Source organism: Allobosea sp. GW822-FHT03F07 (assembly GCF_058801345.1).
The window spans coordinates 219,597-235,900 of sequence record NZ_JBXAND010000006.1 but is presented as its reverse complement, the minus strand read 5'-3'; the positions used below and the strand labels follow the sequence as shown (position 1 = coordinate 235,900).

At 66.6% G+C, this 16,304-nt stretch carries 16 protein-coding genes; 9 read left to right on the top strand and 7 right to left on the bottom strand.

The window, feature by feature from the left end:
* Window positions 1-20 precede the first annotated feature (20 nt).
* On the top strand, window positions 21-1,067 hold the full coding sequence (locus tag AC1RMY_RS18610) for a 2,5-dihydroxypyridine 5,6-dioxygenase NicX family protein (protein ID WP_492867012.1): 1,047 nt from the start codon (window positions 21-23) through the stop codon (window positions 1,065-1,067).
* Between the two features lie 13 nt (window positions 1,068-1,080).
* On the opposite strand, the gene AC1RMY_RS18605 is transcribed toward AC1RMY_RS18610, so the two are convergent.
* The 5 genes from AC1RMY_RS18605 to AC1RMY_RS18585 are packed head-to-tail and all read right to left on the bottom strand — an operon-like array spanning window position 1,081 to window position 6,795.
* Window positions 1,081-2,070 carry a 3-hydroxybutyryl-CoA dehydrogenase gene (locus AC1RMY_RS18605; RefSeq protein WP_492867011.1) on the bottom strand — a complete coding sequence of 330 codons (990 nt, stop codon included), beginning with the start codon at window positions 2,068-2,070 and terminating at the stop codon, window positions 1,081-1,083.
* Window positions 2,067-3,161 carry an NAD/NADP octopine/nopaline dehydrogenase family protein gene (locus tag AC1RMY_RS18600; RefSeq protein ID WP_492867009.1) on the bottom strand — a complete coding sequence of 365 codons (1,095 nt, stop codon included), beginning with the start codon at window positions 3,159-3,161 and terminating at the stop codon, window positions 2,067-2,069. The genes AC1RMY_RS18605 and AC1RMY_RS18600 overlap by 4 nt, the downstream gene beginning before the upstream one ends.
* Complete coding sequence (locus tag AC1RMY_RS18595) at window positions 3,158-4,684, bottom strand: class I adenylate-forming enzyme family protein (RefSeq protein WP_492867007.1); 1,527 nt, start codon at window positions 4,682-4,684, stop codon at window positions 3,158-3,160. Before AC1RMY_RS18595 ends, AC1RMY_RS18600 begins: the two co-directional genes overlap by 4 nt.
* Before the next feature lie 20 nt (window positions 4,685-4,704).
* Window positions 4,705-5,970, bottom strand: a complete 1,266-nt coding sequence (locus AC1RMY_RS18590) for an acyl-CoA dehydrogenase family protein (protein WP_492867005.1) — start codon at window positions 5,968-5,970, stop codon at window positions 4,705-4,707.
* Between the two features lie 3 nt (window positions 5,971-5,973).
* Window positions 5,974-6,795, bottom strand: coding sequence for an alpha/beta fold hydrolase (locus AC1RMY_RS18585; RefSeq protein ID WP_492867003.1), 822 nt, complete (start codon window positions 6,793-6,795; stop codon window positions 5,974-5,976).
* A 604-nt stretch (window positions 6,796-7,399) separates the two neighbouring features.
* Between AC1RMY_RS18585 and AC1RMY_RS18580 the strand changes: the two genes are divergently transcribed.
* From AC1RMY_RS18580 to AC1RMY_RS18545, 8 genes are all read left to right on the top strand, one after another.
* Window positions 7,400-8,698 (top strand): alanine racemase, encoded by a 1,299-nt coding sequence (locus AC1RMY_RS18580; protein ID WP_492867001.1) that lies wholly within the window; start codon window positions 7,400-7,402, stop codon window positions 8,696-8,698.
* A 10-nt stretch (window positions 8,699-8,708) separates the two neighbouring features.
* Window positions 8,709-9,368: an amino acid ABC transporter permease gene (locus tag AC1RMY_RS18575; RefSeq protein ID WP_492866999.1), complete on the top strand. Its 660-nt coding sequence runs from the start codon at window positions 8,709-8,711 to the stop codon at window positions 9,366-9,368.
* Between the two features lie 12 nt (window positions 9,369-9,380).
* Window positions 9,381-10,031: an amino acid ABC transporter permease gene (locus tag AC1RMY_RS18570; RefSeq protein WP_492866997.1), complete on the top strand. Its 651-nt coding sequence runs from the start codon at window positions 9,381-9,383 to the stop codon at window positions 10,029-10,031.
* On the top strand, window positions 10,018-10,746 hold the full coding sequence (locus AC1RMY_RS18565; protein WP_492866996.1) for an amino acid ABC transporter ATP-binding protein: 729 nt from the start codon (window positions 10,018-10,020) through the stop codon (window positions 10,744-10,746). Before AC1RMY_RS18570 ends, AC1RMY_RS18565 begins: the two co-directional genes overlap by 14 nt.
* Window positions 10,747-10,787: 41 nt before the next feature.
* On the top strand, window positions 10,788-11,582 hold the full coding sequence (locus AC1RMY_RS18560; protein ID WP_492866994.1) for a transporter substrate-binding domain-containing protein: 795 nt from the start codon (window positions 10,788-10,790) through the stop codon (window positions 11,580-11,582).
* A 72-nt stretch (window positions 11,583-11,654) separates the two neighbouring features.
* A complete protein-coding gene (locus tag AC1RMY_RS18555; RefSeq protein ID WP_492866992.1) occupies window positions 11,655-11,999 on the top strand; it encodes a RidA family protein in 345 nt (114 codons plus the stop codon).
* A gap of 54 nt (window positions 12,000-12,053) precedes the next feature.
* Window positions 12,054-13,082, top strand: coding sequence for a M14 family metallopeptidase (locus AC1RMY_RS18550; protein WP_492866990.1), 1,029 nt, complete (start codon window positions 12,054-12,056; stop codon window positions 13,080-13,082).
* A 25-nt stretch (window positions 13,083-13,107) separates the two neighbouring features.
* Window positions 13,108-14,178, top strand: a complete 1,071-nt coding sequence (locus AC1RMY_RS18545) for a LacI family DNA-binding transcriptional regulator (protein WP_492866988.1) — start codon at window positions 13,108-13,110, stop codon at window positions 14,176-14,178.
* 110 nt (window positions 14,179-14,288) lie between these two features.
* On the opposite strand, the gene AC1RMY_RS18540 is transcribed toward AC1RMY_RS18545, so the two are convergent.
* Complete coding sequence (locus AC1RMY_RS18540) at window positions 14,289-15,668, bottom strand: TRAP transporter large permease (RefSeq protein ID WP_492866987.1); 1,380 nt, start codon at window positions 15,666-15,668, stop codon at window positions 14,289-14,291.
* On the bottom strand, window positions 15,665-16,300 hold the full coding sequence (locus tag AC1RMY_RS18535) for a TRAP transporter small permease subunit (RefSeq protein ID WP_492866985.1): 636 nt from the start codon (window positions 16,298-16,300) through the stop codon (window positions 15,665-15,667). Before AC1RMY_RS18535 ends, AC1RMY_RS18540 begins: the two co-directional genes overlap by 4 nt.
* Window positions 16,301-16,304: the final 4 nt, after the last annotated feature.

Here is a 16,304-nt window from a genome sequence, read left to right as displayed (position 1 = left end):
ACAGCATCAAGGAAGCATCCATGCTGGCAGACCGGATCGAAGCGAAATGGATCGACGCCTTCTGCGAGATCTTCGCCCGCTGCGCGGTCAAGCCGGGTGATACGGCTGCGATCCTCTCCGAGACGCAGTCGCGGCGGCTCAATGTTCATCTCGCCGAACTTGCTCTCGCCCGTCTGGGCGCGAAAGCCTTCCATATCGTCCTTCCGACGCCGCGCAATACCCAGCCCGTGCCGGTGCGCTCGACCGGGGCGAGCATCGCCATCCAGGGGCTCGGCCCCGTCGTCGCCGCGCTCGGCCAGGCCGGTTTTGTCGTCGACTGCACGCTGGAAGGGCTGATGCATGCCCCAGAGACCGCTGCGATCCTGAAAGCCGGCGCCCGCATCCTCGTCGTCTCCAACGAGCACCCCGAGGCGTTGGAGCGCATGGTCCCGGATCCAGCGCTGGAGACGCGGGTTCGCGCCGCGGCGAAGATGCTGCGCACCACGGCGCGCATGCATGTGACATCGAAGGCGGGCACCGACCTCACCATCGACATGGCCGGTGCCTCGACGGTCGGCGTCTGGGGCTGGACCGATCGGCCGGGCACGCTGGCGCATTGGCCCGGCGGGATCGTCGTCAGCTTTCCGGCACAGGGCACGGTCAACGGTACGGTGGTGATGGCGCCGGGCGACATCAACCTGACCTTCAAGCGCTATCTCGCGGCCCCGGTCACGATGGTGTTCGAGAACGACTACATGGTCTCGCTGGAAGGAGAGGGCGTCGATGCCGCGCTGATGCGCGACTATCTCGCCGCCTGGGGCGACCGTGAGGCCTATGCAGTTTCCCATGTCGGCTTCGGCATGAATCCGGCGGCGCGCTACGAGGCGCTGGCCATGTACGACCAGCGCGACAGCAACGGCACGGAGCTGCGCGCGGTCGCCGGCAACTTCCTGTTCTCGACCGGAGCCAACGAGTTCGCCGGGCGCTATACGCAGGGTCATTTTGATCTGCCGATCATGGGCACGACGATCGCGCTCGACGACAGGGTCGTGGTACGCGACGGCAAGCTCGAGGACGTGTTCGGGTAGGCGCTGAACCGCCTCAATCCAGCACCGGCGGCCGCGTCAGGCCGATATGCTTCAACAGACCCGCGATGGCGGCGAGCCGCTGCTCGCGATAGGCGGCGATGTCCTTGCCGTCATAATCGAGGAAGCCCTGGCCGGTGCGCATGCCGATACGCCCCTCCGCCATGTTGCGGCCGATGATCTCCGGTGCGGCATAGCGGGAATCGTTCAAGGCACCTTCGAGATATCGGCTGGCATAATGCAGGATGTCGCCGCCGCCCCAATCGATGAATTCGAGCAGGCCGAGCACCGCATAGCGGAAGCCGAAGCCATAGGTGATCGCCTTGTCGATGTCCTCGGCGCTGGCCACGCCCTGCTCGACCATGCGGGCGGCCTCGTTCATGGCCAGAACCTGGATGCGCGGCACGATGTAGCCGGGCGTCGCGGCGCAGGTCACGGGCACCTTGCCGATGCCCTCCAGCAGCGCCTTCATCGTGGCGGTGACGGCCGGGTCTGTCTTGGCGCCAGGCGACAGCTCGACCAGCGGCACGAGATAGGCCGGGTTCAGCCAATGCGCGTTGAGGAAGCGCTCGGGCCGGGCGAGCGCACCGGACAGATCGTCGACGAGGATCGTCGAGGTCGTCGAGGCGAGGATCGCATCCGCTGCCATGGCGGCCTCGGCACGACCCAGCACGCCGCGCTTCAGATCGACGATCTCGGGCACGCCTTCGAAGACGATCGCAGATGTGGCAAGCGCGGCCTCGATGCCGCTTTCCCGCACAACGCGGACGCGCGCCATCAGCTTGGGAATGTCGTCTTCAGCGAGCAGGCCGAAGCGCGAGAGACTGCCGAAGGCGGCTGCGATTTCGCCCAGCGCCTCGTTCTCCAGCGCCGTGAAGCCCTGCGTATTGCGAACCTTGAGATCGAGGATGCCGACGTCGTGCCCCGCATAGGCGAAGGCGACCGCGATGCCGCGGCCCATGCGGCCGGCGCCGAGGCAGGCAATGGCAGGGCGTGGGACGGTCATGGCTGGAAGCCTTGCTTCAGCAGGTCTTGCAATGCGGCCCTGTCGTATTCGCCGAGGCCAAGGCTCGCCAGCGTGCGGCCGCCTCTCAGGAAGTCTTCGCCGCAGACGGCGCCGCCGATGGCGAGGAATGCCTCGCTCAGGGGCATGCCGACAGCCGCGAGCTTGCCGACGGAACGGAAGAAGGACAGGCCGACGCGCAGATCCTCGCGCATATAGCGATGGCTGGTCAGGTCGAGCGTCTCGCGCCAGTCGCCGGAATCGGTCAGCCGGTCATGCGAGCCGCGGCCATACATCCACTCCTCGCCTTCCCTCGCATAATGGTCGGCGAGCGGGAAATGTGGGCCGCCATAGCCGAGCGCTTCGCGCACGGCGATACGTTCGGCATCGAGCGCGTCGGTGACGCGGCGGATCGCGGCTTGCGTGCCTTCCTTGTGGATGTCCCAGCGCTCGAAATGCTGGATCGGTCCGGCATTCATGATGATCAGCGGCGGGTGGATGATCGGCCCGGCATTCATCAGCGCGCCCGACAGCGCATCGCCGCAGGGCTCGATGACGCCAGGAAAGGCGCGGCCGATCACGGCGATTGCGTGCTCGGCCAGGGCCAGCGGCAGCACGCCGGTCGGCAATCGCTTGGCGCGGATCGTGATCGCGACCTCGAAGGGGCCGTGCTTGCGCGCCAGCCAGGGCAGGGTGCCGGTCTCGGCGAAGGCGACCTTCGCCCGGTTGCCGGAAGCGTGCAACGCGCGGGCGAAGATCATCGAGCCGAAGGTCGCGGGCGGCAGATAGACCACCTGTCCATCGACCAGATGCGGCGCCAGTGCCTTGGCGATGTCTTCCTGCGCGAAGGCCGGCGCCGGGCACAGGATCAGTTCGGCGCCGCGGACCGCTGCCGCCATGTCCGTCGTCGCCAGCGCAAGCTTCGTTTCGTGGCGACCGTTGAAGTCCTTCACGACGATGCGCGAGCCTTGGCCGACATGGTCCGCGACGGCCTGCGCATCGCGGCGCCAGAGCGCGACCTCATGGCCCTGCAGCGCGAAGTCGCCCGCCGCCGCGAAAGAGCCGTTGCCCCCGCCCAGAACCGCGATTCTCATGCATCCCCTCCGCTTTGCTCGGCCTTGAGCTTGAAATGCTGGACTTTGCCGAGCGCCGTGCGCGGCAGGTCGGCGACGAAGACGATCTCGCGCGGCAGCTTGAAGCGGGCGAGATTGGCCGCGAGCGTGGCCGTGAGTGCGAGCCTCAATGCCGCCTCGTTGGCTCGATGATCGGGATGGGCCAGCACATAGGCGACCGGCACTTCCTGCCATGTCGGATCGGGCCGGCCGATCACAGCCGCCTCGACCACAGCGGGATGGGCGGTCAGCACGCGCTCGATTTCGGCCGGATAGATGTTCTCGCCGCCGGAGATGATCATGTTCTTGCGGCGGTCGTGAACGGTGAAGTAGCCGTCGGCGTCGCACGTGCCGATATCGCCGGTGCGGAACCAGCCGTCGCTCAGCGCCTGGGCCGTTGCCTCCGGGTTGCGCCAGTAATGGCTCAAGACATTGGGGCCGCGCACGACGATTTCGCCGGCCTGGCCGGGAGGGCATGCGACACCGGCATCGTCCACCGTCCTGGCCTCGCAGCACAGTCCCGGCAGCCCGGTCGAGCCCTTGCGCGAAAGGTCACCGCCGAGGCGCGTATAGATCGCGATCGGGCAGGTCTCGGTCGCGCCATAGACCTGCAGGACCGGAACGCCGCGCAAGTTGAAGGCGTCGATCAGCCCCTGCGGGACGATCGAGGATCCGGTCGCGACGGCGCGCAGGCAGGACAGGTCGGCGTCGCGCCAGTCGGGATGGGCGATCAGCGCCTGCATCGTCGCCGGCACCAGGACAGTCAGGGTGGGTCGCTCGCGGGTCAGGCTCGCCAGTGTCGCATTGGGTGCGAACCGGGCATGGATCGTCACCGTTGCGCCCTGATGCAGCGCTGGGGTCGTCTGGATGTTGAGCCCGCCGACATGGAAGAAGGGCAGCACGGTCAGGACATGGTCGTTTCCGGTCAGCCCGTGCATGTGCTGGCTCATCACGCCGTTGCAGAACAGCGCCTCCTGCGTCAGCACGGCGCCTTTGGGCCGCCCGGTCGTGCCCGAGGTGTAGACGATCAGCAGCGGGTCGTGCGGCGCGCCGGCCGGCGCCAGCGCAGGCGGCGCCGATGTCAGCAGGTCGTCGAGCCGAAAGCCGCTCTCGGGTGTGAAATCGATCCCGATCGCGGTCGCATCTGGAAGAGCCTGTGCGTAACCCGACAGCATTCCTGCGAACGCCTCCTCCAGCACCAGGAGCGTCACCTCCGCGTCGGTCAGGATGAAGAGCTGTTCGGGTACGGCGAGGCGCCAGTTGATCGGCACCATGATCGCGCCCAGCCTGGCGCAGGCGTAGAGCAGAACAAGATAGTCGGGCCGGTTGAGGCTCGCGATCGCGACCCGGGCGCCCTTTGCGACGCCGAGGCCTGACAGCGCGGCCGCGCAGGCCTCGATGCGTCGGGCCAACGCGTCATAGCTCATGGCTTCGCCTTCGAAGATCAGCGCCGGCTTGTCCGGCGCGAAGGCGGCATTGCGTTCGATCAGGCGCGAGAGATCCATGTCCGGCGTCCCGCGCAGCTTCAGTCGTCGCTCTCGCCAGCTTCGTACAGCGCTTCCCGGCCGATCCTGTCGAGGCAGAGTTCCGCCGTCCAGGGCAGCATCAGCGAGCCGCAGCGGCTGTCGCGATAGATCCGCTCCAACGGCAGCGATTTCAGCATCGCCTGCCCGCCGCAGGTGCGGATGGCGAGCCGCGCGAGGTCGTTGGCGCCCTCCATCGTCGAATACTGCGCCGCATAGGCCCGGAGCACCTGGTCCTTGGAGGGGTTGGGCCCAGCCTCGCGCACGGCCTGGAACCACAGCGCCTTGATCTGCTCGAGCTTGATCCGCATCTCGGCAACCGTGATCTGCTTGGTCGGATACATCCGCCGCTTCACCGGCGGCATGCCCGGCACCTCGCCGCGCAGATAGCGCACGGTGAAATCATAGGCCGCCTGGGCGAGGCCCATATAGGTCGGCGACAGCGTCAGGAACATGTGCGGCCAGCGCGAAGCGGCCTGGAAATAGACCCCGCGCGGCATCAGCGCCGCTTCGTCGGAAACGAACACCTCCTTGAAGATCAGGGTGCGCGAGACCGTGCCGCGCATGCCCAGAGGGTCCCAGTCGCCGACGACGGAGACGCCCGCGGCCTTGGCGGGAATGGCGAGATAGAGCGTGTTGCGGCGCGAGGGCTTGGCGTCCGGAGTCGCCATCTCGGTGCAGAGCACGCCGTAATAGTCGGCATGACCCGAGAGCGAGGCGAAGATCTTCTTGCCATCGACGACCCAGCCGCCCTCGACCGGACGCGCCGTGGTGCCGAAGGCCGCGCCGCCGGCCGCCGCCGCCCCACCCTCGGAGAAAGGCTGCGAATAGATCGCGCCATCCGTGATGATGCGCTTGTAGTGGACGGCGCGGCGCGACTGGTGCAGTGCGCGATCCGCCTCGCTCATCTCGAGGTCGTCGACGAGCGGGCCCGACCAGAGCGTCGAGCAGACATGCATGTTCCAGGTCAGCGCGGTCGCGCCGCAATATCGGCCGATCTCGGCGGCGGCGACGGCATAGGTCAGATAGTCGGCGCCGAGCCCGCCCTGGCTTTCGGGGATGGCGATGCCGAGCAGCCCGGCCTTGTGCAGATCGGTGTAGTTTTCGCTCGGGAACCGGGCCTCGCGGTCATAGGTTTCGGCGCGCCCGGCGAAGACGGTGCGGCCCAGTTCGCGGGCGCGAGCGGCGATGGCGGCCGTCGCGGGCGAAAGGCCGAAACCGGCGGGGTCGAAGATCGGGGCGTCCTGTGGTGGCGTCGTCTCGGCCATGGCTCAGCTCTCCCGTCCGCTCAGTCCGTTGTCGTCGAGGAAGCGGCGCAACGCCGCGTTGAACGCATCCGGCCGTTCCATGCCGGCGAGATGGCCGACGCCGTCCAGCTCGACATAGGCCGCTCCGGGAATGCGCTGCGCCATCTTGGCCATCATCGGGGCCGGCGCGTTGCCGTCCTTCGACCCGGAGAGGACGAGTGTCGGCACGGCGATGCGGACGAGCGCCTCGCGCAGGTCGAAGCCCATCAGCGCCAGCATCATGGCGCGATAGCTCATCTCCGAGCCGCTGCCCATGCAGTCGCGCGCCAGCGCCACGCCCGCCGGATCGGGATCGTTGCCGATCAGCCCAGCGACCAGTTCCTCGGCCAGGCCCTTCATCGTCGCACCGGCATCAAGAGGCCCGAGGCGGGCGGCGATGAAGTCGCGCTGCCAGTCGCCATCGGGCCGGCCAAAGGCGGGGCTGGTCTGCGCCAGGACGACGGCGCGCGCCTGCCCGCCATCGGCCAGATGCTGCTGCACGATCATGCCACCGATCGAATGACCGACGAGGATCGGATTCTCGAGGCGCAGTTCGCTCAGGAACTGCGTCAGCGCGACCGACAATGTCGCGATGCTGACCTCGGCCATGGCCTGGGAGCCGCCATAGCCCGGCATGTCCCAGGCGATGGTGTGAAAATCATCGCAGAAGGCGTCGAGCTGCGGACGCCAGCCGCGTGCGGCGCCGCCGATGCCGTGCAGGAAGACGAGCGCGGGCGCGGCGGGATCTCCGGCCCGCATATAGCTGAAGCGGTGGTCTGGCGTCGTCTCGGGCGTCGGCTGCGGCATGGCGTTGCATGCTCCCCTCTCGTTCCGCCAACCATAGCGCAGCTATAATGTATGAAAAGGGATTATTTCATTTTTGATGGATATGGAGCGGTCATTCGCTCGGGCGCAGCGAAGCAAAGACTCAGGCATCTCGAACAGGAAGCCGCTGGCATCGGGCTGGGTCGGACTATCCCGGCGTTGGCGTGATGCCGTGTGAGCCTACGACTCCGTCCACACTGCATGGGGTCTCGATGCGAAGAGCCGATGTGGCGATCGCGCGATCTCTATGAAGGTCATTCGATGCACGACTGCCGGTTCAGGCGAGAGCAAGCCGGCAAGGCGGAGCGCCTGATCGCCGCGCGCATGCAATGAGGCAAGTGCCGGCGGGCAATGCCCGAGCATGACGAGATGTGTGGCCCGCGTAGAAGGTCGGCGCTTTTTCGGGCCCGGATTTCCGTCTCAGCAACGCTCCATGACGGCCGCGATGATCCAGGAATCCTCCCTTCGCAAGAATTCCTAAATGGCCTCAACTGCGCTTGCGGCCGATAAAAATCTCGAATGATAACGTTGTCATGACGACTGCTAGCTGGTAGGCATATGGGAAGGCGCGGAACATGTGATCGTCATGACGGAATTTGATGCAAACGCTGAGACCGCGTTGGACGCAACAGTTCGTGGCGTCCCTTTCGCCAATCCGACGCTCGTCGAGAATTTCGTCCGGAGGCAGCTCAGTCCGAGCCGGGGCGATCTGTCTCTGCCCGCCTTGACCGTCGACGAGTCGTCGCTTCGCGCCAACCGCACTCTGTTCTTCCGCTATCTCGCTGCTCATGGCGCCGCCATAGCGCCGCACGCCAAGACGCCGATGTCGCCCGAGATCGTCGCCGAGCTTCGCCGGGCCGGGGCCTGGGGAGCATCAGTCGCCAATCTCCAGCAAGCGGCGGTGTTGATGCAGGCGGGCGAGCCGCGCCTGCTACTTGCCAACGAGATCGGCGGCAAGGCGGCAGGCCGGCGTCTCGGTGCGCTTCTCGCCGCGCATCCCGAGGTTGAACTCGTCGCTTTCGCCGATAGTTCCGACGCTGTCGCCGCACTCGCCGTGGCCGCCGAAACAGGCGGCAGGACGGGACTTCCGGTTCTCGTCGAGATCGGCGCCGGGCGTGCCGGCGCGCGTGACGAACACGCGGTGGCGGCTGTGATCGCGGCCGTGAGCAACTCCAAGGGTCTGTTACGGCTCGCAGGTGTCGCGACTTACGAAGGTGCTGTCGCCGGCTCTGACGCGTTCGCAACGCAGGTCGCCATCGCGGCCCTGATGGATCGTACCAAAGCGGCCTTCGGCCAGATCCGTGCTACCGCACCCGAGGTGCCGCTGATCGTGAGCGCGGGGGGCTCCTCCTATTTCGATCTGGTCGTCGACGCGCTCGCTCCGCTCGTCGCTGCGGATGGGCGAGCGACGCTTCTCCTGCGCAGCGGCGCGATCTTCTTCTCCGATCATGGCGTCTATGCCCGCGCGTTTGCGGCGCTCGATGCGCGCGGTGGCCTCTCCATCGGCGACGAGGTGCTGTCGGCGGCGAAGAGCTTCCGGCCCGCGCTGCGGCTCTGGGCCGAGGTGCTGTCGCGGCCTGAGCCGGGTCTCGCCATCGCCGGTTTCGGCATGCGCGACGTCTCCTTCGATCAGGGCCTGCCGGTGCTTCTCTCCGTTCATCGTGACGGGGAGGCAATCGCCGGCCTGGCCGAGGGCGCCGTGGTCGTGAAACTCAACGACCAGCACGCCTTCCTGCACCTGGTGCCGGAGAGCGAACTGCAGGTCGGCGACGTTCTCTGCCTCGGCATCTCGCATCCCTGCACCTGCCTCGATCGCTGGCGGGTGGTGTTCGGTCTCGGTGAGGACGGCACGGTGACACGCATGCTGCGCACGCATTTCGGTTGAAGGCGGTCGCATGAACTTTCAGCAGCTCTGGCGCTATCAGGACCAGTTCGTCGAAGGTGCACTCGTCACCCTGGCCCTGACGGTGATCGCGGCAACGGCAGGCCTCGTCATCGGCGTAGCGGGCGCGACACGGATGCGCGCTGGACCGCGTCCGCTGCGCTTCGCCATCCGCGCCTATATCGAGATCTTCCGCAACACCCCCTCGCTGATCCAGATCTTCCTGATCTTCTTCGTGCTGCCGAGCTTCGGACTGAAGCTGCCGGCGTTCGAGGCGGCGGCTGTGGCGCTGAGTCTGTATTTCGGCGCCTATGCGATCGAGATCGTGCGCGCAGGGCTGGATTCGATTCCTCGCAGCCAGCTCGAGGCCGGACAGTGCCTCGGGTTGACCAACTGGCAGATTTTCCGCCACGTCGTGTTGCCGCCGGCGCTGCGCAACATCTACCCGGCCTTCACCAGTCAGTTCGTCCTGCTCCTGCTCGGCACGTCGCTGGCGTCGCAGGTCGCCGCCGGCGAACTCTTCCATGCGGCGAGCTTCATCGAGAGCCGGACCTATCGCAGCTTCGAGGTTTATGCGGTGGTCTGCGCGATCTGTTTCGCGATGGTGATGGCGTTCAAGACGATCTTCGCCGCGGTCGGTCTCGCCGCCTTCCGCTGGCCGGTCAGGCGCTGAGGGCTTCGAACCATGCGCTCCTTCGGCCTCGTCGACCTTTTCTCGCTGGTGCATGCGCTGCAGTGGACCGTGTTGCTCGTGCTGCTGGCGCTTGCCTTCGGCGCGCCGCTTGGGCTCCTGTTCGCCACGATGCGCGTCAGCCGCCTCGCCCCGCTGCGCTGGCTCGCCGCGGCGCTGATACAGCTTATCCAGGGCCTGCCGCTGCTCGGGCTGCTGTTCTTCTTCTATTTCGGCATGCCGGTCTTCCTCGGCGTCGAGGTTCCGGCGCTCGTCGCGGTCAGCGTCGCCTACACGCTCTATACGGCGGGGTTCCTCGGCGACATCTGGCGCGGCGGCATCCAGGCGGTGAAGCAGGCGCAGTGGGAGGCAGGGGCCTGCCTCGGCCTGACGACCTGGCAGCAGTTCCGCCACATCATCGGCCCGCAGGCTCTGCGCCTGTCGCTGCCGCCAACGGTGGGCTTCCTCGTCCAGCTCATCAAGGGCACATCGCTCGCATCGATCGTCGGTTTCGTCGAACTCGCCCGCGCAGGGCAGGTTACCAGCGCAGCGACCTTCCAGCCGCTCCTCACCTACAGCGTGGTCGCTGCGATCTACTTCGCGCTGTGCCTGCCGCTGACCCTCTGGTCCCGTTCCCTGGAGGCCCGCCTCAATGGCGCTCGTTGAAATTCAGGATGTCCGCAAGAGCTTCGGCGCGGTCGAGGTGCTCAAAGGCGTCTCGCTCGACGTCAAGGAAGGCGAGATCGTCACCATCATCGGCCGCTCGGGCTCGGGCAAGTCGACGCTGCTGCGTTGCATCAACGCGCTGGAGACCATTGATTCCGGCTCGATCACGGTCGAAGGCCAGCCGATCAGCGCCGGCATGGCCAATCTGCGCCAGTTCCGCCAGCGCGTCGGCATTGTCTTCCAGGCCTTCAACCTGTTTCCGCATCTGACGGTGGAGAAGAACGTCACGCTGGCGCCGCTGCTGACGAAGAAGGTCGGCAAGGCCGGGGCCCGTCCGCTCGCACTCGACGTGCTCGCCCGCGTCGGCCTCGCCGAGAAGATCGACGCGTGGCCGGAACAGCTCTCGGGCGGCCAGCAGCAGCGCGTCGCGATCGCGCGCTGCCTCGCTATGGCCCCGCATCTGATGCTGTTCGACGAGGTGACGTCCGCGCTTGATCCCGAGCTCGTCGGCGAGGTGCTCAGGGTGATGGAGGACATGGCGCGCCAGGGCATGACCATGATCCTCGTCACCCACGAGATGGGCTTCGCGCGCAATGTCGCGAACAAGATCGTCTTCATGCATCAGGGCAAGGTCTGGGAGGAGGGGCCACCGGCCGAGCTCTTCGCCAATCCGCAGACGCCCGAACTGCGCAGTTTCATCAACTCGGTGAAGTAGCCGAATCCCAAGGCTGCCACGAGCCCTCAGAGGAGAAGAGCATGAGCCTGACCAAGACCGTGATGGCGGCGTTCGTCGCCGCCGCAACCCTTGCTGCGCCCGTCGCGGCCAAAGCCGACAAGCTGCAGGACGTCCTCAAGGCGGGCAAGCTGCGCGTCGGCATCCTGACCGATGCCGCCCCCTGGGGCTTCAAGGACGACAAGGGTGAGATCGCCGGCCTCGATGCCGACCTCGCCAAGCTGGTCGCAAGCGACCTCGGCGTGAAGCTCGAACTCGTCCCGGTCACGGGTGCGGCTCGCATCCCGAGCCTGCTCGCCGACAAGATCGACGTGCTCGTCGCCGGCCTTGGCGCCACGCCGGAGCGCGCCCAGCAGATCATGTTCTCGCAGCCCTATGCCGTGGTGAATCTCGGCGTCTACGGCCCGAAGTCGATCCCTGCCGCCACCGGCAAGATCCCGGAGAATCTCAAGGGCAAGACCGTCGCCGTCGCCAAGGGCACGACGCTCGACCTGTGGCTGACGGACAATGCGCCGGGCGTGAAGGTCGTGCGCTTCGAGGACACCCCGGCCGCTATCGCCGCCTATCTCTCCGGCCAGGCCGACACCTTCGCCGAGAACAGCGCCATCGCGCTCAAGGTGATGGATCAGAACCCCGGCAAGGAGGTCGAGATGAAGTTCGTCATCCGCCAGTCGCCGGCCCATATCGGCGTGCGCCAGGGCGAGCAGAACCTGCTCAACTGGCTCAATACCGCCATCTTCTCGAACAAGCTGAACAGCAAGCTCAGCGCCCTCCAGCTCAAATGGTTCAAGGAAGAGCAGACGCTGCCGACGCTCTGACACGGCCTCGCCAAGGCCATTCCCCGGCCGGCGCTTCCGAGGCGCCGGCCTTTTCTTCCGGAGACAAGTCCCATGATCCAGCGTTTCCAGGTCGGCCCGCGCATGAGCCAGGCCGTCGTGCTTCACGGCGTCGTCCACATCGCCGGTCAGGTCGCCGACAACCGCAAGGCCGGCATCGCCGAGCAGACCGCCGATGTGCTCGCCAAGATCGAGGCGCTGCTAAAGGAAGCCGGTTCCGACAAGTCGAAGCTCGCTGCGGTCAACGTCTTCCTGCCGCACATCGCCGATTTCGACGCGATGAACGCCGTCTACGATGCCTGGATCGACAAGGCCAAACCGCCGGCGCGCGCCTGCGTCGAGGCCCGCCTCGCAGACCCCGATCTGCGCGTCGAGATGACGGCGCTCGCTGCCGTCTGATCCGAAAGCCGCTGCCGGCTCACTCCAGCGACGGCAGCGCAGCAAGGTGCCCCCATGCATACCGGCCTGTTCCACGAGATCGACTTTGCCGCAAACGGCAAGTCGCTCAGCCATCTCAGCATTCCCTTTTCGGTCGACCGCTCTCCCTATTTCCAGGTCAAGGTGCCGGTCTGCCGCATCCGCAACGGCGACGGCCCTCGCGTCCTGCTGATGGCCGGCAACCATGGTGACGAATATGAAGGCGAGATCGCGCTCACCCGCCTGATCAGGCACATGACGCCCGAGATGATGCGGGGCGAGATCACCATCCTGCCCTTCGCCAATGCTCCGGCAGTCTTTGCCGCGCGCCGCCGTTCCCCGCTCGACGAAGGCAATCTCAACCGGGCCTTCCCGGGAGATGCGGGGGGCGCCCCGACCTTCCGGATCGCGCATTTTCTCGAACAGGAGCTGTTCCCGCGCCACGACGTGGTCTTCGACCTGCATTCGGGCGGGACGTCCATGGCGCATCTGCCCTGCGCGCTGGTCGAGCGGCAGGGTCCACCGGAGCGTTTCGCTAAGGCGCTGACGCTGATGGAGGGGCTCGGCATGCCCTATGGCTTCGTTGCCGAGAACGGCGCCCAGGCACCGACCTCGATGGCGGGCGCTGCGCGCGCCGGTGCGATCGGCCTGTCCGGCGAGTTCGGCGGCGGCGGAACCGTGACGCCCCAGAGCATGGCTCTGACGCAGCGCGCCATCAGCAACCTGTTGCTGGCGCTCGGCAGCATCGCGGAGCCGGTGCTCGGTCCGCATGCGCCGATCGAACAGCCGATGACGCTGCTCGCCTTGCAGAGCCATGCTCAGGCGATCTACGCGACGCGCCGCGGCTGGTTCGAGCCGGCAGTGGATTGTGGGGCCGAGGTGGAGGCAGGCGACCTCGCCGGCTGGTATCATGATTTCGGTCGCCTCGAGATGGCCGAGGACGAGCAGCGTTTCGCGAGCTCAGGCATCGTGATTTCGCGGCGACTGCACAGCGACAGCGAAGCCGGCGATTGCCTGATCCAAGTCGGTCGCAGGCTGGATCGCGTGGCTCTCGGACTCGGCTGAGGGGCGGCGGCAGGTTGAGGGCTGGATGACGGACGAGCCGGAAGGGCATGCGACTTACGACGACGTGGTGCGCGTCAAGGGGCAGGCTGTCGCGGCGCGTGCCTCGGTAGGCTCGCCTCGCATCGAGGAGGTGGCGCGTCTGGCCGGCGTCTCGCCGATCACGGTTTCGCGCGCGCTCCGCCGGCCGGAAAAGCTGAGCGAGGACACGCGACGGAAGGTGCTCGAAGCGATCGAGCGTACCGGCTACGAATCGAATCCGCATGCGCGGGCGCTTCGCTCCGGCCATTCGACGCTGGTCGCGGCCTTCGTCTCGAACATCATGAGCCAGCAATTCGGCCTCGCCATCCAAGGGCTGGCCGCCCAGCTCGAGCCGGAAGGCTACGAATTGATGATCGGGCAGACCTCCTATTCCTATGCGAAGGAGGTCGCCATGGTGCGCTCTTTGCGCAGCCTCAGGCCGGCTGCCGTGATGTTCACCGGGGTGATCGAGCTCGAGGAAAACCGGCAGGCGCTGCGGGAACTCGCCATACCGGTTGTCGAAACCTGGGCCTTCCCACGCGATCCGATCGACATGCTCGTCGGCTTCTCCAATGTCGATGCCGGTGCCATGGCTGCGAGGCATCTGGCTGAGAAGGGCTACCGCAGGTTGGCCTTCATCGGGCGCAACAGCGGCCGTGGCGCTCTGCGCCTCCAGGGTTTCAGCGCCGAGGCAGAGCGCTGCGGAATCACGCTAGGCTACACTGTCACAGTCCCCGACGTTCAAAGCATCGCCGATGGCCGCGTGGCGCTGGGGCGGCTGATCGACGAAGGCGGGGCAATCGAGGCCGTCTTCTGCGCGAACGACCTGCTGGCGACAGGGGCTCTGATCGAGGCCCGCGCTCGCGGGCTCACCATACCTGCAGACCTCGCCATTCTCGGCTTCGGCGACAACGACGCAGCCGGCCAGATCGCACCCGGGCTCACCACGATCAGCATGGACGCCTACGATCTCGGGACACGCGTTGGGCAACTCCTGCGCTATCGCCTGAAAGGCGTTCAACCGCCGAGACTTTCGCAAAATCTTCCGCTTGAGTTGATTTGCCGCGCCAGCACCTGAACCCGGTTCCACTACCCCGCAATGTTCGCTCAGGGGGCGTCGCCGAATTTCTACAATTGTTGGAGAGTTGGCCTGGTGCCGGTTTGTGGCGGTGGAACCGAGCTTTTTGACTATTGCACCGCTTTGGGCAGCCACAGGGCGAGCTGGGGGAACCACATCAGGATGATCACCGCCAGGATGTAGACGATGACGAAGGGCATCACGCCCGAGAAGACATCGGTGATCGGCCCACCGTCGCGGCGCATGCCCTGAAGCACGTAGAGCACCGTGCCGTCAGGCGGCGAGACGAGCGCGATCTCGACCAGCATCGTCACGATGACGCCGAACCAGATCGGATCGTAGCCGAGCGCGACCACGACCGGAAACACCACCGGGATCGTCGTCACCACCATGGAGAAGCCCTCCATGAAAGTGCCGAGCGCGAGATAGAACCCGATGATCAGCAGCATGATCGCCCAGGGCGGCAGCGGCATCTCGCTGACAAGCCTGGCCAGAGCCTGCGGCACGCCGAGGCCCACGAAGACGTAATTCAGCACATAGGCGCCGAACAGGATCAGCCCGATCAGCGCCGTGTTGCGCGCCGTCGCCTCGGCCGAGGCGTTCAGCATCTTGAGGTTCAGCCGGCCTTCGATCGCGGCGAAGACCATGGCCCCCATGACCCCGAGCGCTGCCGATTCGGTCGCGGTCGCGAGCCCGCCATAGATGGTGCCGAGCACGATCAGGATCAGAAGCGCGGTCGGCAGCAGATCCACCAGGCTGCGCAGCTTTGCCCCGAGCGGAATGCGCTGCGCGTCCTTGTCGATCAGCGGCGCGGCCGTGCGCGCCTTCCACAGGATCACCAGCACGAACAGGAAGACGACCAAGATGCTGGGACCGACGGCGGCGAGATAAAGCGCGCCGACCGAGGTCTCGGTGATCAGCCCGTAGATGATGAAGGTGATGCCGGGGGGAATCAGGTTCCCGAGCGCGCCTCCCGCCGCGAGCGACCCCAGCACCATCCGGGGATCGTAGCGCGAGCCCTGGAAGAACGGCAGCGCGACCGAGCCCATGGTCGCGGCGGTCGCGACCGACGAGCCCGAGATCGCCGAAAACACGCCTGATGCGGCGATGTTGGTGTGCAGCAGCCCGCCCGGCATCCGGTCGAGCCAGACGTTGAGCGACCGATAGAGCCGCTCCGACAGGCCCGAGCGCAGCAGGATCTCACCCATCAGCAGGAAGAGCGGCACCGCCACCAGCACGAAGCTGGAGGAGGGGGTCCAGACGGTCTGGCCGATGAAGGTCCAGAACGGACGGTCCGAGAAGGCAAAGCCGATGATCAGCCCGAGCACGCCGAGCGCGGCCCCGACATAGATGCCGGCGCCGAAGAAGACGAGGAACAGCCCGACGAGCAGCAGGACCTCGCCGATCAGATTGGTGTTGGGGCCGACGCCCATGAAGCTCATGCCGACCATCAGGCCGACGAGCGTGAGCAGGAAGACGATCGCGATCATCGCGCCGTCTCCTTGGCCGAATATCCTGGGGCATCGAGCGCGCCGACCGCCTCCAGCGCCTCGGCGGCCTCCTCGTCATAGGTTCGCGCGTGCAGGAGCGCCTCGGCCTCGGCCCCGCGTCCGGCGACGACCAGGAGCGTGCTCTCGGCCAGCATCAGCAGGATCAGCACGAGGAAGACGATGATCCCGAAGGTCCACAGGCCCTGCGGGATCCAGAGCGGCGTGCGCAGCACGCTGATGTCCGTCGCCCTGAACAGCAGGGATTCGTCGACGAGTTCCCAGGCCCCCTTGGCCAGGAACCCCATGAACACCGCCAGGGCCGCCAGGCTGAGGAGATGCATCGGGTAGCGGATTCTGGCGGGCAGGAAGTTGATCAGCACGTCGATGCGCACATGCGCCCGGGTGCTCAGCGTATGCGCCAGCGCCCAGGAGATGCCGAAGGCGAGCGAGTAGCCGGTCAGTTCGGTCGTTGCCTGCGAGGAGAAGCCGAGGAAACGCCTGGCCAGCACATCGAAGGTGATGAAGGCGGCGCAGAGGATGAACCCCCAACCGGCGGCGTAGCCCATGAAGGCGCCGAGCCTGGCGATCATCCTTCGACAGAAGGACGCCGCGACGATCGCGTTCGAGAGCATCGCG